At 57.5% G+C, this 18,739-nt stretch carries 19 protein-coding genes; 8 read left to right on the top strand and 11 right to left on the bottom strand.

Going from position 1 to position 18,739, the window contains the following annotated elements; translation table 11 throughout:
* Position 1: 1 nt before the first annotated feature.
* From ACXJGX_RS13195 to ACXJGX_RS13170, 6 genes are all read left to right on the top strand, one after another.
* Positions 2-1,381 carry an aldehyde dehydrogenase family protein gene (locus ACXJGX_RS13195; protein ID WP_474782421.1) on the top strand — a complete coding sequence of 460 codons (1,380 nt, stop codon included), beginning with the start codon at positions 2-4 and terminating at the stop codon, positions 1,379-1,381.
* Positions 1,381-2,526: an iron-containing alcohol dehydrogenase gene (locus ACXJGX_RS13190; RefSeq protein WP_474782419.1), complete on the top strand. Its 1,146-nt coding sequence runs from the start codon at positions 1,381-1,383 to the stop codon at positions 2,524-2,526. The genes ACXJGX_RS13195 and ACXJGX_RS13190 overlap by 1 nt, the downstream gene beginning before the upstream one ends.
* Before the next feature lie 314 nt (positions 2,527-2,840).
* The gene (locus tag ACXJGX_RS13185) at positions 2,841-4,253 is read left to right on the top strand and encodes a circularly permuted type 2 ATP-grasp protein (protein WP_474782417.1); all 1,413 of its coding nucleotides are present in this window, start codon (positions 2,841-2,843) and stop codon (positions 4,251-4,253) included.
* Between the two features lie 3 nt (positions 4,254-4,256).
* Positions 4,257-5,198, top strand: a complete 942-nt coding sequence (locus ACXJGX_RS13180; protein WP_474782415.1) for an alpha-E domain-containing protein — start codon at positions 4,257-4,259, stop codon at positions 5,196-5,198.
* Between the two features lie 4 nt (positions 5,199-5,202).
* Entirely contained in the window at positions 5,203-6,000 is a 798-nt protein-coding gene (locus ACXJGX_RS13175) for a transglutaminase family protein (RefSeq protein ID WP_474782413.1), read from the top strand.
* 9 nt (positions 6,001-6,009) lie between these two features.
* Positions 6,010-6,747, top strand: a complete 738-nt coding sequence (locus ACXJGX_RS13170) for a proteasome-type protease (protein WP_474782411.1) — start codon at positions 6,010-6,012, stop codon at positions 6,745-6,747.
* A 109-nt stretch (positions 6,748-6,856) separates the two neighbouring features.
* Here ACXJGX_RS13170 and ACXJGX_RS13165 read toward each other — a convergent pair whose 3' ends face one another.
* The 3 genes from ACXJGX_RS13165 to xylF form a co-directional block, all read right to left on the bottom strand.
* Positions 6,857-7,609, bottom strand: coding sequence for an ATP-binding cassette domain-containing protein (locus tag ACXJGX_RS13165; RefSeq protein WP_474782409.1), 753 nt, complete (start codon positions 7,607-7,609; stop codon positions 6,857-6,859).
* Positions 7,609-8,913 (bottom strand): sugar ABC transporter permease, encoded by a 1,305-nt coding sequence (locus ACXJGX_RS13160; RefSeq protein WP_474782407.1) that lies wholly within the window; start codon positions 8,911-8,913, stop codon positions 7,609-7,611. Before ACXJGX_RS13160 ends, ACXJGX_RS13165 begins: the two co-directional genes overlap by 1 nt.
* A 98-nt stretch (positions 8,914-9,011) precedes the next feature.
* On the bottom strand, positions 9,012-10,046 hold the full coding sequence (gene xylF / locus ACXJGX_RS13155) for a D-xylose ABC transporter substrate-binding protein (RefSeq protein WP_474782405.1): 1,035 nt from the start codon (positions 10,044-10,046) through the stop codon (positions 9,012-9,014).
* Positions 10,047-10,231: 185 nt separating this feature from the next.
* On the opposite strand from xylF, the gene ACXJGX_RS13150 reads away from it, so the two are divergent.
* Positions 10,232-11,800, top strand: a complete 1,569-nt coding sequence (locus tag ACXJGX_RS13150) for a CRTAC1 family protein (RefSeq protein WP_474782403.1) — start codon at positions 10,232-10,234, stop codon at positions 11,798-11,800.
* Here ACXJGX_RS13150 and ACXJGX_RS13145 read toward each other — a convergent pair.
* Positions 11,797-12,942: an alpha-D-ribose 1-methylphosphonate 5-triphosphate diphosphatase gene (locus ACXJGX_RS13145; RefSeq protein WP_474782401.1), complete on the bottom strand. Its 1,146-nt coding sequence runs from the start codon at positions 12,940-12,942 to the stop codon at positions 11,797-11,799. The genes ACXJGX_RS13150 and ACXJGX_RS13145 overlap by 4 nt on opposite strands.
* Here ACXJGX_RS13145 and ACXJGX_RS13140 point away from each other — a divergent pair.
* Positions 12,941-13,654 (top strand): DUF1045 domain-containing protein, encoded by a 714-nt coding sequence (locus ACXJGX_RS13140; RefSeq protein WP_474782399.1) that lies wholly within the window; start codon positions 12,941-12,943, stop codon positions 13,652-13,654. The two genes, ACXJGX_RS13145 and ACXJGX_RS13140, sit on opposite strands and share 2 nt — an antisense overlap.
* On the opposite strand, the gene phnN is transcribed toward ACXJGX_RS13140, so the two are convergent.
* From phnN to phnG, 7 genes are all read right to left on the bottom strand, one after another.
* A complete protein-coding gene (gene phnN, locus ACXJGX_RS13135; protein WP_474782397.1) occupies positions 13,630-14,178 on the bottom strand; it encodes a phosphonate metabolism protein/1,5-bisphosphokinase (PRPP-forming) PhnN in 549 nt (182 codons plus the stop codon). The genes ACXJGX_RS13140 and phnN overlap by 25 nt on opposite strands.
* Complete coding sequence (phnL, locus tag ACXJGX_RS13130) at positions 14,175-14,858, bottom strand: phosphonate C-P lyase system protein PhnL (protein WP_474782395.1); 684 nt, start codon at positions 14,856-14,858, stop codon at positions 14,175-14,177. Before phnL ends, phnN begins: the two co-directional genes overlap by 4 nt.
* 35 nt (positions 14,859-14,893) lie before the next feature.
* A complete protein-coding gene (gene phnK / locus ACXJGX_RS13125; RefSeq protein ID WP_474782393.1) occupies positions 14,894-15,664 on the bottom strand; it encodes a phosphonate C-P lyase system protein PhnK in 771 nt (256 codons plus the stop codon).
* Positions 15,661-16,530 carry an alpha-D-ribose 1-methylphosphonate 5-phosphate C-P-lyase PhnJ gene (locus ACXJGX_RS13120; RefSeq protein WP_474782391.1) on the bottom strand — a complete coding sequence of 290 codons (870 nt, stop codon included), beginning with the start codon at positions 16,528-16,530 and terminating at the stop codon, positions 15,661-15,663. The genes phnK and ACXJGX_RS13120 overlap by 4 nt, the downstream gene beginning before the upstream one ends.
* A gap of 72 nt (positions 16,531-16,602) precedes the next feature.
* The gene (locus ACXJGX_RS13115; RefSeq protein ID WP_474782389.1) at positions 16,603-17,685 is read right to left on the bottom strand and encodes a carbon-phosphorus lyase complex subunit; all 1,083 of its coding nucleotides are present in this window, start codon (positions 17,683-17,685) and stop codon (positions 16,603-16,605) included.
* The gene (gene phnH, locus ACXJGX_RS13110; protein WP_474782387.1) at positions 17,685-18,245 is read right to left on the bottom strand and encodes a phosphonate C-P lyase system protein PhnH; all 561 of its coding nucleotides are present in this window, start codon (positions 18,243-18,245) and stop codon (positions 17,685-17,687) included. Before phnH ends, ACXJGX_RS13115 begins: the two co-directional genes overlap by 1 nt.
* Positions 18,245-18,700 carry a phosphonate C-P lyase system protein PhnG gene (phnG, locus tag ACXJGX_RS13105; RefSeq protein WP_474782385.1) on the bottom strand — a complete coding sequence of 152 codons (456 nt, stop codon included), beginning with the start codon at positions 18,698-18,700 and terminating at the stop codon, positions 18,245-18,247. Before phnG ends, phnH begins: the two co-directional genes overlap by 1 nt.
* Positions 18,701-18,739: the final 39 nt, after the last annotated feature.

Raw genomic sequence — 18,739 nt, 5'->3', positions numbered from 1 at the left:
CATGACTATCAAATGTATCTCTCCGATTGACGGGTCGGTTTATGCCGAACGCCCCACACTGACCCGTGCCGAGGCAGACGCAGCCGTCGCACGCGCGAAGGTCGCGCAAACCGCATGGGCCGCGCGCCCGCTGGATGAACGCATCGCGTTGGTGCTGGCAGGCGTCGCCAAGGTCGGCGAAATGAACGACCAGATCGTGCCGGAACTGGCGTGGCAAATGGGGCGCCCCGTGCGCTACGGCGGCGAATTTGGTGGTTTTAACGAGCGGTCGCAATATATGGCGTCCATCGCCCACGAAGCACTGGCCCCGATGGTCGTGGAAGAAAGCGACACGTTCCGCCGCATGATCAAATACGTGCCACACGGTGTCGTGCTGGTCGTCGCCCCGTGGAACTATCCGTTCATGACCGCGATCAACACCATCGCGCCCGCACTGATTGCCGGGAACGTCGTCGTTTTGAAACACGCGTCGCAAACCCCGGTTGTCGGTGAACGGATGGCCGAGGCGTTCCATGCCGCAGGCATCCCTGCGGACGTGTTCCAAAACGTATTCCTTGACCACGCCACCACATCGGACCTGATCGCAGCACGCGCTTTTGGCTTTGTGAACTTTACCGGGTCTGTTGCAGGTGGTGCCGCGATGGAAAAAGCGGCGGCAGGCACATTCATCGGTGTCGGTCTTGAACTGGGCGGCAAAGATCCGGGCTACGTCATGGAAAATGCCGATCTGGATGCCGCTGTTGACACACTGATGGACGGCGCCATGTTCAACTCGGGCCAGTGCTGCTGCGGGATTGAACGGATTTACGTCCATGAAAGCCTGTTTGACGCGTTTGTTGAAAAAGCGGTCGCGCTGGTCAGCACGTATAAACTGGGCAACCCGCTTGATCCTGAAACGACCATCGGGCCAATGGCACAGGTGCGTTTTGCGGATGGCGTGCGCGCCCAAATCGCCGAAGCTGTGGCAGCGGGCGCAAAAACCCACATCGACCCTGCGCTGTTCCCCCAAGATGGCGGTGCCTACCTGATGCCGCAGATCCTGACCAATGTGACCCACGATATGCGTGTCATGCGCGAAGAAAGCTTTGGTCCGGTTGTGGGTATTATGCCCGTCAAATCCGATGCTGAAGCCATCGCGCTGATGAACGACTGTGACTATGGCCTGACCGCATCGCTTTGGACGACAGACACCGACCGCGCCGAAGCCATCGCTGACCAGCTTGAAACTGGCACCGTGTTCATGAACCGCGCCGATTATCTGGACCCGGCGCTGTGCTGGACCGGCTGCAAAGACACAGGTCGCGGCGGCGGCCTGTCCATCATCGGCTTCCATAACCTGACCCGCCCGAAATCCTACCACATGAAGAAAGTCACAAAGTAATGTCGATCAAAGCCAACTGGTCCTATCCCACCGCTATCCGGTTTGGCGCAGGACGTATTGCAGAAATCGCAGAGGCCTGCGCAGCTGCGGGCATCAAAAAGCCCCTGCTGGTCACAGACCGCGGTCTTGCCGATATGGCAATCACGCAAAAGACGCTTGATCTGCTGGAATCGGCGGGTCTGGGCCGCGCAATCTTTGCTGATGTGGACCCAAACCCAAACGAAAAAAACGCCGAAGCCGGGGTCATGGCCTACCGCGATGGTGGCCACGATGGCGTTGTGGCGTTTGGGGGCGGTTCGGGTCTTGATCTGGGGAAACTGGTCGCATTCTACGCGGGTCAAAGCCGTCCCCTGTGGGACTTTGAGGATATCGGTGACTGGTGGACCCGCGCGGACGCAAGTGCGATTGCGCCGATCGTCGCCGTGCCCACCACCGCAGGCACCGGGTCCGAAGTGGGTCGCGCGTCCGTGATCACCAATTCGGTCAGTGCCGAGAAAAAGATCATCTTCCACCCTAAAATGCTGCCCGCCGTGGTGATTTGCGATCCGGAACTGACGGTAGGGATGCCAAAATTCATCACAGCAGGTACCGGGCTAGATGCCTTTGCCCACTGCGTCGAGGCATTTTGTTCACCGCACTATCACCCGATGTCTCAGGGGATTGCGCTGGAAGGGATGCGGTTGGTCAAAGATTACCTGCCACGCGCTTACGCCGACGGCAGCGATATCGAAGCACGGGCAAACATGATGTCTGCTGCCGCGATGGGTGCGACGGCCTTTCAAAAGGGTTTGGGCGCAATCCATGCGTTGTCGCACCCCATCGGCGCAATCTATCACACCCACCACGGTACCACGAACGCCGTGTGCATGCCTGCGGTGCTTCAGTTTAACAAACCCGCAATTGCGGACCGGATGACGATGGCCGCGAATTACCTTGGCATAGCTGGCGGATTTGACGGGTTTTGCGCCTATGTCGATGATCTGAATGCATCGATGAATATTCCCAAAACGCTGTCGGCGATGGGGATCGAAAACCCCGATATCGACAGGATTGTTGCAGGGGCCATGATCGACCCGAGCACGGGCGGCAACCCTGTTGCGATGACTGCGGAAAACACGCGCGCCCTGTTGCTGCAAATCGTCTAAATCCCACATAACAGGCCGGACAGTGTCCGGCCTGTATTGCCGGGGCACTTTGAAAGCTGGACGATCATCTGGTGCCCTATCCAGCCAAAACCCATCAGGCAACTCGCGTTCGCAGCCAGCGTTGAACAGGCGTACGGGTCTTTGCACAAAGCGGCGCGTCGCGATACTTTTCCATGCCTAGTTTTTATACTTACCGCAAAATAATTACGCGGACCCTTTGTCACTCGTGCTAGGAAGGGTCAACAATCGAATGGGGCATGGCGTGTCTTGAATAATCTCCGATACTTGGAGATGTCGTATACTGAGGCAAAAATATGCATTTTGATGAGATGTGGGGCGCAGACGAACAATTGCGCGGACCTTACGAAAACTACCAGAACTGGTTTGAAGGCGAAGATCCGGCACGATTAAGGGCAAAACAACGCGAGGCAGAAGACGTGTTTCGCCTGATGGGCATCACGTTCAACGTCTATGGCCGCGCCGAAGCCGAAGAGAGGCTGATCCCGTTCGACATCATCCCGCGCATCATTTCCGGTCGTGAATGGCAGAAACTATCCCGCGGGATCGAACAGCGCGTCCGCGCCATCAATGCGTTTCTGCACGATATCTATAACCGCCAGGAAATTATCAAAGCCGGGCGCATCCCGATCGAGATGATCGCGAAAAACGCGGCCTTTCTGCCGCAGATGATTGGTATGACCCCACCCGGTGGTGTTTACACACATATCGTCGGGATTGACTTGGTCCGCACAGGGCCAGACCAGTTTTATGTGCTCGAAGACAATGCGCGCACCCCAAGCGGCGTCAGCTACATGCTTGAAAACCGCGAAACGATGTTGCAAATGTTCCCGGAACTGTTTGCGAAAAATCGCGTCCAGCCGGTACAGAACTATCCCACCAACTTGCGCCGTTCCTTGGCCGCATGCGCACCGCCCGCCTGCGATGGCGACCCAACTGTCGCGGTGTTGACGCCCGGTATCTTTAACTCTGCATATTACGAACACACGTTCCTTGCCGACCAGATGGGTGTTGAACTGGTGGAAGGTCACGATCTGCGCGTGAAAGACGGGCGCGTGATGATGCGCACCACACGTGGGTACCAGCCAATTGACGTGTTGTACCGTCGGGTGGATGACGATTTCCTTGACCCGCTTAATTTTAACCCGGAAAGCGCGCTGGGTATCCCCGGCATTATGGATGTTTACCGCGCAGGCGGTATCACCATTGCAAACGCGCCGGGCACTGGCATCGCCGATGACAAGGCCATCTATAGCTACATGCCGGACATCGTCGAATTCTACACCGGCGAAAAGGCCATCCTTGAAAATGTGCCGACGTGGCGCTGTTCGGAACCTGACAGCCTGGGCTACGTGCTGGATAACCTCGAAGAATTGGTGGTCAAAGAGGTCCACGGATCGGGCGGCTATGGCATGCTGATCGGGCCAACCGCATCGAAAAAGGAAATCGCCAGTTTCCGCACCAAACTGAAGGCGCGGCCAGACAACTATATCGCGCAGCCGACGCTGGCGCTGTCCACCGTACCCATTTTCACCAAATCCGGGCTTGCGCCACGTCACGTCGACTTGCGGCCATATGTTCTTTTCTCGCCCAATGGGGTCGAGATAACGCCCGGCGGTTTGACCCGTGTGGCGTTGAAAAAAGGATCGCTTGTGGTGAATTCGTCCCAAGGTGGCGGCACCAAGGACACTTGGGTGCTAGAGGACTAGAATATGCTGGGAAAAACCGCAAACGGACTATTTTGGATGTATCGCTCGCTTGAGCGCGCTGAAAACACATCACGCCTGATCGAGACCGGGCAACGCATCGGTCTGACACGTCTGGGCACATCCGAAGACGAATGGCGTTCTGTGATGCAAACAGCCGGCGTTCTAAATGGCTACCTGGAACAAGAAGAGACGGTGAACAAAGACGCCGCCATCGATTGGATGCTGCGTGCCAAGGAAAACACATCATCTGTGATGTCCACGCTGCATACAGCACGAGAAAACGCACGAATGGTGCGCACAGCGTTAACCACAGAAGTCTGGGAGGCGGTCAACGGCTGCTATATGGCGGCGCGCAAAGATCTGGCGCGCAAGGTGAGCGAACGCGATTTGACCGCAGTGCAGGGTATGATCCGGCAGCGCACAGCGCTCGTTCGTGGTGCAACCCATGGCACCATGCTGCGCAACGATATCTACGACTTTGCGCGCATCGGGACATTCCTTGAACGTGCCGATGCGACCGCGCGGATTTTGGATGTCAAATACTATGTCCTTCTCCCGTCAACGTTTTCGGTTGGGTCGTCGATGGACAACGTCCAGTGGGAAACCATCCTTCGGTCGGTATCGGCACGCGGCGGATTTCGTATGGCCTACGGCAATCAGATCAACGCGCGCGACATCGCCCAGTTCCTGATCATGGACAAACGCATGCCCCGGTCGTTGAACTTCTGCGTCAGCAAAATCCGCGATAACCTTGCATATCTTGCTGCTGACTACGACACAAAGTCGCAAGCACTGGATATGGCGCAGGCCCTTGTTGACCGGTTTGCCGAACACGATATCGACAAGGTCTTTGACTACGGTCTGCATCAATATATTCAATCGGTCCTTGGCGCTCTTGCGTCGCTTGGGCGACAAATTGAACAAGATTATAGGTTTTACGCGTGACATCATGCTTTTGAACATCGTCCACACCACGCGGTATAACTTCGACACGCCGGTCAGTTATGGGCTGCAACAAATCCGCCAGACACCGCAATCTGGGCATGGGCAAACCGTGCTTAACTGGAAAACGATGATCACCGGGGGTCATAAAGAACTGCAATACAGCGACCACTTCGACAACCTCGTTGAGTTGATCCAATTCGAGGGCAACGTTGAAGCACTGGAAATCCAAAGCAAAGGCACCGTTGAGGTAACGCAAAAGAACGGCGTCATCGGCGCCCATACAGGCCGCACGCCACTTTGGTACTTTAAAACAGCAACAGCCCTGACAAAGCCGGGCGGCGGGATCAAGGCACTGGTACAAAAAAGCAAAGGCGACAGCCAGCTTGGGCAATTGCACAAATTATCCGACTTGATCGGGGATGCCGTGGCCTATGAAACAGGGTCATCGACATCAGAATCAACCGCCGAGACCGCAATCCGCGAAGGAAAAGGCGTCTGTCAGGACCACGCCCATATCTTTGTCGCCGCCGCGCGCGAATTGGGTCATCCCGCACGCTATGTGTCGGGCTACCTGATGATGGACGACCGCATCGACCAGGACGCAACCCACGCGTGGGCAGAAGCCCATGTTGACGGGCTTGGCTGGGTTGGGTTCGACGTTTCTAACGCGATATGCCCCGACGAACGTTACGTGCGTGTTGCAACAGGTCTGGACTATACTGGTGCCGCCCCTGTAACTGGCACGACATTCGGCGGAAGCGGTGAGTCCCTTTCAGTCGATATAGCGGTATCGCAACAGTAGGATTTTGAAATGACGTATTGTGTGGGTTTGATGCTGGATGCCGGCATCATGTTTATGTCTGACACACGCACAAATGCTGGGCTTGATAACATCTCGTCTTTTGGCAAAACCGCGATCTGGGATGAACCCCGCGACCGCTGCCTGACCCTGATGGCCGCAGGCAACCTTGCCACCACGCAAGCTGTGGTCAGCCTGATAAACGAACGCAGCAAATCGCATGATGACCGCAAGCCCGAGATTTTCAAAGTACCGTCAATGTTTCAGGCCGCCACGCTTATTGCGGATACGTTGCGCGAAGTGATCGCCAATCAACGTGGTTCGGGTCAATCAGGATCTGACAGCGCATTTCGCGCGACGCTGATCCTGGGCGGTCAGATCGCGGGCGGCCCACCGCGTATGTTTATGATCTACCCCGAAGGTAATTTTATCGAAGCCGGCGCAGACACGCCGTATTTCCAAATCGGCGAGACAAAATATGGCCGTCCCATTCTGGTGCGTGCCTATGACCGCACAATGGGTTTCGAAGAAGCCATGAAGCTTCTGTTGGTCAGCTTTGACTCGACGCTTAAGGCCAATCTTTCGGTTGGGATGCCGCTCGACTACCACTTTTACGAAACCGATAGCCTTTCCAAAGGCCGGGTTGGACGCATCGAAGCAGACAACGCGTACTTTGATACCATATCGACCGGTTGGGGTGACGCGCTTAAGACTGCGCTGGATTCCCTGCCCGCGTACAAAGACGCCTGATCCGCGCAGTTTCCCAAAGCGGATTTGCAAAGACACCGCGACAATCGACTTTTGATAAAAAAAGGGGGCGGCAAATATGCCACCCCCTTTTTTGATGTGTTTACCGCTGTTAAGCTGCGTCTCGCTTTGGGTTTTTGCCCATGATGATCATCGACAAAATATCGTCTTCCGTCACGTCTTCGACACGTTCGGTACCGATCATCTGACCGTTTTTCATGACGGACACCCGATCACACAGTTCCATCATTTCGCGGGTATCGTGGCTGATCAGGAAGATACCCAAACCTTGGGCCTTGAGTTCCTTGATCAGGTCCGCAACCATTGCCGTCTCGTGGACACCCAACGCCGCCGTTGGTTCGTCCATGATCAGGATACGCGCGTTGAAATACACCGCCCGCGCAATCGCAACCGACTGGCGCTGCCCGCCCGAAAGCGACCGGACCGGTTCGGAAAACCGTTTAAAGTTCGGGTTTAGCCGCGCCATGATCTTGCGCGATTCCGATTCCATTTTGGCGTCATCAACCAAACCCAAAGGCGTGGTCAATTCACGGCCCAAAAACAGGTTTGACGCCGCATCAAGGTTATCGGCCAACGCAAGCGTCTGATAGATCGTCTCGATGTTGTATTTGCGTGCATCACGGGGGTTGTTGATTTCAACCTTTTTGCCTTCGACAAAAATCTCGCCCTCGTCAGCCTTGTAAGCACCGGCAAGGATTTTGATCAATGTCGATTTACCCGCACCGTTGTGGCCCAACAGGCCCACAACTTCGCCCGGCATCAGGCTGATCGATACATTATCAACGGCCTTGATCCCGCCAAAGTGGATCGAGATGTTTTTCATTTCAAGAAGTGGCGTAGCCATTACACGTCTCCCGTTTTACGACGATACACGATGTCGACCCAAACGGCGAACACCAGCACAGCACCGACGACGATGTTTTGCAGCGGGCTGTCAACGCCCACCATGCCCATACCCGATGTCAGCGACTGCATGATCATCGCGCCAAGGATCGCACCATAGATCGTACCCGCACCACCGGCGAGCGCAGTACCACCGATAACGGCAGCCGCGATCACGCGCAGTTCGTCCAGCGTCCCGATGTCGGTCGTGTGGGCCTGCAGGCGCGCCTGCGCGATGATAGCCGATAGACCACACAAGAAACCCATGATCGCGAACACCTTCACGGTCAGCATACGGGTGTTGATCCCTGACAATTCCGCCGCATCAGGGTTGCCGCCCGTTGCAAAGATATAGCGCCCCAAACGGGTTTTGCGCGCAACAATCGACATCACAATTGCCACAGCGATCAAGACCAGAACTGAAATCGGCAAACCATGGCCTTCGGTGTATCCGGCAGGCAGCACCTCGCCGCGCGCCTCGAACATGCGGCGCAGTTTCCCCTTGGGGATGTCGTAAGCATTTAGCGTGGCGACAAAGCCCATAATCGCCGCGACATAGGCACCACCCGTGGCAAGTTCGGCCCACAGCGGTTTCGTCGGAAAGTCGTGCGAAATGCGGTTCCGGCGCGCGTTGTAAACCGTCCAAATCGCACCCAATGACGCGACAATACCGACGACCCAGCTCCAGAATTCACCCAGCGTTCCCTCGGCACCACCCAGCAAAATGAAGGTGCCATCCAACGGCGCGATTGTCTGGCCTTCGGTCAGGAACCAACCGGCATAACGCCAAATCAGGAAGCCACCCAAGGTCACGATAAAGGCGGGGATCATCTGGTAGCCGATCAACATGCCGTTGAAGGCACCAATCAACGTTCCGACCACAAGCCCAGACAAGACAGCCAGCGGCGCGATCCAGACGGACCCGAATTCAAGGCCAAAATAGCCGGGCAGCCAGCGGGTTTGCACCATTGCAATCACGGCAGAACAGATCGCCAGCAATGCGCCGACCGACAGGTCGATATTGCGGGTGACGATCACAAACACCATGCCCGTTGCCATGATAGCGACCGACACCGTTTGCACAGTCAGGTTAAAGATGTTGCGCGGCGTCAGGAAATTTCCGTCGGTCGCGATGCTAAAGCCGATGGCGATCAGGATAAAGGCCCCGATCATCCCCAAAAGACGCGTGTCCAGTTCAAGGCTTTGGATAAAGGTTCGTTTTTGCTGGCCTGTCGCTGGCCCGGTCGTTTGACTGCTGTCTGTCATTGTGTGTCCCGCAAGTTCAGATTTCAAAGTGTCCAGAGTGAATGCGCCGCCCCGATGATCCATCGGGGCGGCGCAAACATGTCACAGACGATCTGTGATTAGTTACAAGGTGCCGGGCCGTTTTCAACGCCTTGGCACAGTGCTTCTTGTGTGATCCAGCCTGCATCAACAACATCGGACAGGTTCGCTGCAGTCACAGGCACAGGTGCCAGGAACACAGCATTCATGTCGTTGCCGCCAGGTGTTGTGAATGTCACAGCGTTTGCAACATCCGCTGGGGCCGTGCCGCCAGCCAATGCAACAGCGATTTCAGCTGCTGCTTTGCCCAGTTCACGTGCGTCTTTCCAGACAGAAACGGTCTGTGTGCCAGCCGCAACGCGGTTCAGCGCAGCGTGGTCGCCGTCTTGGCCAGACACAGGGATACCCTGCATGCCTTGGGCTGTCAGCGCAGCAACAACACCACCCGCAGTACCGTCGTTCGATGCAACAACAGCGTCAACACCGTTGTTTTGCTCGGTCAGGATCTGCTCCATGTTGCGCTGTGCGTTCGCAGGCTGCCAGCCATCTGTATAGGCTTCGCCAACGATGGTGATTGCACCGGAATCAATTGCCGCTTGCAGCACTTCTTGCTGACCGCCACGCAGGAAGTCTGCGTTTGGATCGGTCGGCGACCCTTTGATCATCACATAGTTGCCAGTTGGCTGTGCCTCAAGAACAGCACGTGCCTGCATGCGACCCACTTCGACGTTGTCGAATGTCAGGTAGAAAGCGCGCGGATCTTCGATCAGACGGTCATAAGCAACAACAGGGATGTCTTCATCCACAGCAGCCTGAACCGCAGGAATAACAGCCTGTGTATCTTGGCCCAGAACGATCAGCGCATCAACGCCTTGTGCGATCAGGTTTTCGATGTCTGTCAGTTGCTTGGCGGCCGACGACTGTGCGTCTGCAGAAACATATTCTGCGCCAGCAGCTTCAAGTGCAGCTTTGATCGCGGCTTCGTCTGTCTTCCAGCGCTCTTCTTGGAAGTTGGACCAGCTGACGCCAACCGTCATTGCGTGGCCTTCAGCAAAAGTCATGGTTGCGGGCATGGCAGCAGCCATTGCAGCCGCGATGATTACGTATTTGTTCATTGAGTATCCTCCCAGAAAACGGTCGTATTGCACCGTTACGTAATTTATAGGTAGCGCTAACATTATTGTCAAACTTATTTAGGTCATTGATATAATTGTAAAATTACATCCTGACATCAGAAAGTCGCGTCTTCAATCTTGCCTAAGATCATGACGCAGTGTGCAAAAAAATGAGAGAAAAGTACATGCCAATTCGTCCTCAGGATCACCTGACGCTGTCGTCGCCGCCGGTGCATCGATTTCAAAGATTCTCAAAGCTGATCATAGCATTAACACTTTTCGTGAGCACAAATCCGGCATCCGCGACCCCACATTTTATCGACCGCGCGGGTGGTATGCCCGTCGCGCAAATCTATTCAGGTGGGTGGTCCCATTTCGTTGGCGGGGGCGTCGCGATCTTTGATTGCAACACCGATTCGCGGCCCGATATGTTCGTCGCCGGCGGTGAAGGCGCAGCACGGCTGTATGTAAATCAGGCGATGGATTCCATCGCATTCGCAGCCGGGGCGTTCCCCGCGATCACCGATGTCACGGGCGCCTATCCGGTGGATGTGAACAACGACGCCCTGATCGACCTGATGGTGCTGCGCAACGGGCCAAACATGTTGCTGTTGGGTGACGGCGATTGCCAGTTTCACGATGCAACCAGTGAACTGGGCCTGCCCGCGGATGACCGCTGGACCACCGCGTTTTCGGCGACGTGGGAAACGGGTGAAACCCTGCCCACGCTGGCATTCGGCAACTATGTCGACGCCACTGATCCGGATGGGCCATTTGGCACCTGCGACATCAATTTCCTGTTGCGCCCGGATGACACAACCTATGGCGCACCCGTCCCGCTGAACCCCAGTTATTGCCCGCTGTCGATGCTGTTTTCCGATTGGCAGCGGAGTGGCACCGCCATGCTGCGCATCTCGAACGATCGGCAATATTACGTCCGGAACGGGACCGAACAGATGTGGCAGTTGAACCCGCTGCGCGATTTTGGTCCTGACGACGGATGGCCAAGCCAAAGCATCTGGGGCATGGGGATCGCCAGCCGCGACATCACGGGCGATGGCCTTCCCGAGGTGATGCTCACCTCAATGGGTGATCAGGTTTTGATGCGCAACACCGGGATCGGATTTACGGCGGTGCCCTATGACACCGGCACCTATGCGCAACGCCCCTTTACCGGCGATGATGGCCGCCCGTCGACAGGCTGGCACGCTGAATTCGGCGATATCGACAATGACGGACGCGCCGATTTGTTTATCGCCAAAGGCAACGTCGATCAGATGCCCGGCCTTGCCATGCAAGACCCCAACAATCTGTTGATGCAAAACCCCGATGGGACATTTTCGGAAAAAGCGGCCGATGCAGGGATCGGTACAGTGGAAAGGTCACGCGGCGCAGGGCTTGTGGACCTGAACGGTGACGGCCTGCTGGATATCGTGGTGGTGAACCGCCGCGCGCCAGTAGAAATTTGGCAAAACGCCAGCGCTGACACGGGCAACTGGCTGGCAGTGGACCCCCGCCAACCCGACATCAACCGTTATGCCATTGGCGCTGTGATCGAAGTCCGCACAGCCGACGGCCTGCAAACCAATGAACGCACGATCGGCGGCGGCCACGCCAGTGGCAGCCTCGTACCGCTTCACTTTGGGATCGGGACAAACGACCACGCCGACGTCAGGATCATCTGGCCCGACCAAACCGCATCCGACTGGCAGACCGTCAGCGCGGGTCAAACCCTGCTGGTCACGCGCCCTTAGGCCACCTGCCGCCCTGCGGCCCAAACAGCCTGCACCACAGGCACGTCGTTCATCACGGCAAAGCGCAAAACATCGGCGCGCTTGCCAATCGCCAGCACACCCCGATCCGCCAGATGCACATGGCGGGCCGGTTGCGCGGTGACAGTCGCCATGCCCTTTGCCCAATTCCCCCAGATTTGCGCAACCCGTACGGCACCCAGCAACAGCGCGGCCGGGACATAGTCAGATGACAAGATATCAAGCCGATCCAGCTGCGCCAGTTCATGCGCCGCCACATTGCCCGAATGGGATCCGCCACGCACCAGATTGGGCGCGCCCATAATGGTAGCAATGCCTGTGTCATGGCACGCATGGGCCGCTTCGACGGTTGTCGGGAATTCGGCCAAGGTTATGCCGTGGGCATGGCTGGCGGCGACCTGTGCTGCCGTGGTGTCATCATGGCTGGCCAAAGTCGCGCCATAGCGTTTGGCCGCCGCGACCGCCGCCGCCTCGTGCTTTGCGCCCAATCGCGCTTGCAATCCATACAGAAAATCAACGTAGGCCGGGAAATCAGCGCGCGCCATGCCGTGTTTCCCACAGACATAATCGGCATATTTTGTCAGGTCACTGAACTGGCGCTGTCCCGGCGTATGATCCATCAAAGACACGATGCCAATGCGGTCAGCTGCACCAAATTCATCCAACTCCTCGGCAAGCGTTTCTGAACAGATTTCCGCACGCAGGTGAATGTGGTGACTGATCTTCAGCGCCCCCGCATCCCGCATTTGCAAAATCTCATTTGCCATGTTGCGGGCATACTTTCCGTACCGCCTTCCAGTGTCGGAAACGATAGATCCCACCCGGATCGCATCGAACACCGTCGTAATACCCGTTCCCGCCAATTCGCGGTCGTGGGCGACAATCGCCGCGCGATGGGGCCAATCCACCTTGGGGCGCGGGCTAATGTGACGCTCTAGGTTATCGGTGTGTAGTTCAATCATGCCGGGGCTGATAAAATCACCGCCGCAGTCAACTGCACCTTTGGCGGCACTGGACCCGGATGTGATATCGGTAATGATACCGCCGTTCATCTTCAGGCATCCGGTGATTACCTCGTCGGCAAGAATAATCTGGGCATTGGCGAGAATGGTTTCTTGTGTCATGGATCTGTCACGCGGCCTTGGCAAAGAGGGTTTCATGTTTGAACGTTACGCAATCTTCTACACCCCGCCACCCGGCGACTTCGCCGACTTCTGCGCATCCTGGCTGGGCTGGGATAATCGGCAGGGGCGCAAATGTGCCCATCCGCAAATCGCGGATATTGATATCGAAAAGCTGACACAGACTCCGCGCAAATACGGCTTTCACGGCACGCTGAAAGCGCCTTTCCGGCTTGCCGCTGGCACGACACAGGACGCGCTGGCCACGGCGACAGAGGCACTGGCAAAAACCCTGCCCGCCTTCAAGCTGGACGGCTTGGTTCTTAAACATCAGCGCGGATTTTTGGCGTTGCGTCCGCGTGGCAATCTGGGCACGCTGAACCAAACCGCGGCCCAAATCGTCGAAGCGTTGGACCGTTTTCGCGCCCCTGCATCGGCCAGCGAACTTGCGCGCCGCAGGCAGGCGATGCTGTCCGAACGCCAAGAACACAACCTGATAACCTGGGGCTACCCTTATGTCGGCGAAGATTTCCACTTCCATCTCACGCTCTCCGGAACGATTGATCCCGGGCTTGGCGCGATCGTGACCGACCAACTCGCGCCGCATATATTGCCGCTGATCCCGCGCCCGTTTCCGATCGACCGTATTGCGCTTGTGGGCGAGGCAAAGACAGGGATGTTCCACGAAATTCATACCTTTGCGCTTTCGGGATAAAGCAGGGCAATCACTGCGGTGACAGCTTGTTCCAACGGGCCGCTGTTGTCGATCTCGTGCGCAAAAATCCCGTTGGGCACCGCATATGTGGCGCGTTCCAACCGCCGTATGACCTCTGATGCATCCTCGCGGCCACGCGCCGTCAATCGCCGCGCCAGAACCGCGTTCGTCGCGGTCAATGAAATAAACACACACCGGTCGAACCGATCCTGCGCCGCATGCAACTGCGTCCGCGACAGATTGGCAAGCACGTCACGGCCAGCGGCAAGATGGTCGTCAACCTGCACCGGAACACCATAATGCAAGCCATGCGCCGGCCAAGATAGCGCAAATTGCCCGCGCGACTGCATCGCCAAAAACCGCTCCTCGCTCACCCCGTCAAAATCCTCTCCCCCGGCATCGCCGGGGCGCGTAATCACACGCCTTGCGACGGCGATCTGCGGCATGCCCGCTGCCAGCGCGCGCATCACACTGTCCTTGCCGACGCCCGACGGTCCGACAACTGCGATAAAACGCCCGCTCATGCGGCGGCTTGCGGCGTAAAGCCAGTCACGTCGATAACCCGGTCACAGACCCGGTCACGGACCGCCTCATCGTGAAAGATCCCGATGATCGCCGCGCCGCGGGCCTTGGCCTGTTCGATCATCACCATCACAACCTCACGGTTCTTGCCGTCCAAACTTGCGGTCGGCTCATCCAACAACAGCGCCGGGTAAGTATAGGCAAATCCACGGGCAATGTTGACCCGCTGCTGTTCGCCGCCCGAAAATGTCGTGGGGCTAAGCGTCCACAGCCTCTCTGGTATATTCAAAGTCGCCAATAACACCTCAGCCCGCGAAATAGCTGCCGCGCGCGCCATCCCGGTCGCCAGCAGTGGCTCGGCGACGACCTCGACCGTCGGGACCCGCGGGACAACCCGTAAAAACTGGCTAACGTAGCCCAGTGTATAGCGGCGAAGCTGCAAGATCTCGCGCGGTGCGGCGTTGGCTACATCGACATCGCCAATTTGAATACGTCCTGACGCCGTCAGGTAATTTCCATAAATCATCCGCATCAGGGTCGACTTCCCCGCCCCCGACTGCCCGACTAGCGCGACACACTCACCGGGCTGCACCCGCAAGCACGCACCTGCCATCACCGGAATCACCGCCGCCCCCTGATTATGCAGCGTAAATGACTTTGCCACATTCTCGATCTGGATCATCGTCCATCCCTCGCTTTGTTCGAAATACTCAAAACTCACACCTGCAAGACAGAAGACACCAGCAGTTGGGTATAACCATGCTGCGGATCATCCAAAACCTGATCGGTCAGGCCGCTTTCAACGACACAACCATCCTTCATGACCATCAAACGGTCGGCCAACAGGCGTACAACGGCAAGGTCGTGGGTCACAATTATCGCGCTCAGGTTCATTTCGCGCACCAACCCGCGCAACAGATCCAACAGCCGCGCCTGCACCGATACATCCAAACCGCCCGTCGGTTCATCCATGAACACCAACCGCGGCCCGGTCACCAGATTACGCGCAATCTGCAACCTTTGCTGCATGCCTCCCGAAAATGCGCTGGGGCGGTCGTCGATCCGGTCGGCGCTAATTTCAACGCGCCCCAACCAATCGGTGGCCTGATCGCGAATTTCACCGTAATGACGCGCCCCCACCGCCATCAATCGCTCGCCCACATTACCGCCCGCGCTGACATTCATCCGTAACCCGTCATGCGCATGCTGATGCACAAACGCCCAGTCGGTGCGCGACAGCATGCGCCGCTCCGGCTCGGACATCGTCACTGTATCGCGCATCCCGTCGGCGCGGGTGTCAAAGCGCACGGCCCCGGCATCCGGTACCAAATGCCCGGCAAGGCAGTTCAGCAGCGTGGATTTTCCCGACCCGCTTTCGCCGACAATCCCCATGACCTCACCGGGGTACAGGTCGAACGACACGGACTTGCAACCGATCCGCGCGCCATAAAACTTGGACACGTTATCCACTTGCAACAGGGGGGTCATGCCGCGTCCTCCACATAAGGCGCGCCTTGTGCGCCAACATGGCCGTCCTTGCGGCGCGCGCCACAGTAATCGGTGTCCGAACACATAAACATGCGCCCGCCGTGATCATCGACGATCAACTCGTCCAGATAACTATCCGCTGCGCCGCACAGATCACAGGCGTGATCGGCCTTGCTGGCCTCGAACGGGTAATCCTCGAAATCAAGACTGACAACTTGGGTATAGGGCGGCAGCGCGTAAATCCGCTGTTCGCGCCCCGCACCAAATAGTTGAATACCAGCCATATTCAACTTGGGGTTATCAAACTTCGGGATCGGAGAAGGGTCCATCACATAGCGGCCCTCGACCTTCACGGGATACGCATAGGCGGTCGCAATGGCGCCATGCTGGGAAATATCCTCGTATAATTTCACATGCATCAACCCGTATTCCTCAAGCGCGTGCATCTTGCGGGTCTCGACCTCGGACGGCTCTAAAAACCGCAAAGGCTCTGGAATCGGCACCTGATAAACAAGGATCTGCCCCTCCCGTAGATCCTGTTCGGGGATGCGATGACGGGTTTGAATCACACTAGCCGCAGCGGTGCTTTCGGTTACCGCCACACCCGCCGTTTTTTCAAAAAACCGACGGATCGACACAGCATTGGTGGTGTCATCCGCGCCTTGGTCGATCACCTTGAACGTATCGTCGGGGGTCAGCACCGCCGCACTGACCTGCACGCCGCCGGTGCCCCAGCCATATGGCATCGGCATTTCGCGGCTGGCAAAGGGCACCTGATAGCCGGGGATAGCCAAACCTTTCAGGATCGCGCGGCGGATCATCCGTTTGGTCTGTTCGTCCAAATAGGCAAAGTTGTAGTCAGACATGGAACACCCCGTTCATCATCTTGCCAAAAATACTCTCGCCAAAGGCGTTGGCGCCTGCGCCGAATGGCATGGTCATTCTGCCGCCTCTTGCACCGCTGATGCCTCGCGGCGGAGCTTGCGGATCAACTCCAGCTCGGATTGGAAATCGACGTAGTGCGGTAGCTTGATATGCTCTAAGAACCCCGTCGCCTGAATATTGTCGCTATGGTACAAAACGAATTCCTCGTCCTGCGCAGGCGCGCCAAGGTTATCTTCGCCCAACTCTTTCCAGCGCAGCGCCCGATCCACCAAAGCCATCGAAATCGCCTTGCGTTCCGTCATGCCAAAGACCAGCCCGTAGCCACGGGTAAATTGCGGCGGCTCGGTCTTTGATCCTTGAAACTGGTTGACGGTCTCGCACTCGGTCAGCACCACCTCGCCAATCTCAATCGCAAAGCCCAGTTCCGGAATTTCCATTTCGACTGCAACAGTGCCGATCCGCAGTTCCGCGACAAAGGCATGGTTGCGCGCATAGCCACGCTGCGTGGAATAGGCCATGCCAAGGATAAACCCTTCGTCTGCCCGCGTCAGCGATTGCAACCGCAACGCGCGGGTCGCCGGCAATTCCAGCGGCGCGCGGGTCAGATCGGGTGGCGTCTGCGGTCCCTTCGGTTCTGTTTGCACCAACCCTTCGCGATCCAGAAATGACATGATGTGCGGGGGCGCGGTCGCTGGCGCTGGCACTTGCGCCGCCGCCAAGACTTCGCCGTCCGCAGCAAGTTTGAAATCCAGCAGCCGGTGCGTATAATCGAACGTCGGGCCCAACACCTGCCCGCCGGGCGCATCCTTGAACGTCGCCGACACCCGGCGGTCACAGGCCATCTTGTCTGTATCCACGGGTTCAGATCCGCCAAAACGCGGCAGCGTGGTGCGGTAGGCGCGGATCAAAAAGACCGCCTCGATCAGATCCCCGCGCGCTTGTTTAATCGCGAGCGCCGCAAGATCCGGATCAAACAGAGACCCTTCGGCCATCACACGGTTCACCGCCAATGCAAGCTGTTCCCGAATTTGCGCCACCGACAGTTCGACCACCGTCGTATCGCCACGGCGTTCTTCAGCCAACCACGCATGGGCGTTATCAATCGCCTTTTCACCACCCTTTACCGCGACATACATCAGGACACCCGCGTCGTTCGCGGCAAAGCCGCAAGGCGGTTCTGACAGGTGAACATGAAATCAAGCCCTTGTGGAAATAGCCGCGCATTGCGTTGGAACGCCGACACATCTGGCACGGACAAACGCGCCGTATCCTTGATCCCCGGTCCGCGCAGCGTCGCGCCTGTTGCGGACAGGTCCGACAGTTCAACAATCAGTGTCGTCGATCGATCCGGGTAGTCCGCGGTGCCAACCGGAAAGACCGCCAAAGGCATCTCGTCCCAGATGCCAACAGCAAATGTGGCCTGCGCGGCCTGCGTAAACGGCGCGCCGGTATGAAACGTGATCCACGTCCGCACCGCCAGCGTATCGACGCTTGGCGCCAGAAACACGGGCGTTTCGGGATCACAAAGTGTCAAAATCACAACGCCCGCAGCCTGTGACAATGGCGCAGGTGGCTGTGCGCCCGTCACATCGCAAATCGTGCCCGGCTGCGCCATTGCGGTCATAATCTGGCGAAACGATTGCGCGGATTGGACCGGGACATCGGTAAACCCACCTTCGAGTGCGGCACCTTGCATCAGTCTTCTCCTCGAACCATCGTAAAGAAATCAACCTTTGTCGCGGCGGCTTTGGCGGCGCGACTGGCCTTGTGGGTCGTGGCCCCATCGCGCAGCGGCGCGATCACGCGCGCCGCAACATCCTCTGCCTGATCGGTCTGCATCAACGCGTCGACCAACGCGGCAACCCGCGCCTTTTCTTTGTCGCGGCCCTGAACGTAGGCGTGGCCCACCGTGCCGTCCGCCAATTTCAGCGAACAGCGGGTGACGGTCATTTCACCAAGGTTAAACGCCGCGCCAGTCGCACCGGCACGCCCCCGCACCATCACGCCACCAATTTCAGGCGCGCGCAACAGCGTATGGGCGGGCGCGATATTCATCGTGGCCCACACCTGTGCCACCGCAGCGGCATCGGCTTTGCTCAAGACGCCCATCCATGCTTTGCGGGCGGCATTCGGATCGTTCATTTCTGCCATCTAGACACCTTGTGTGTTTGTCTAAATTAATATACAACT

Source organism: Yoonia sp. SWMV100, assembly GCF_056108365.1.
The sequence above is the reverse complement of the archived record's forward strand: the minus strand, read 5'-3'. Positions and strand labels throughout refer to the sequence as shown.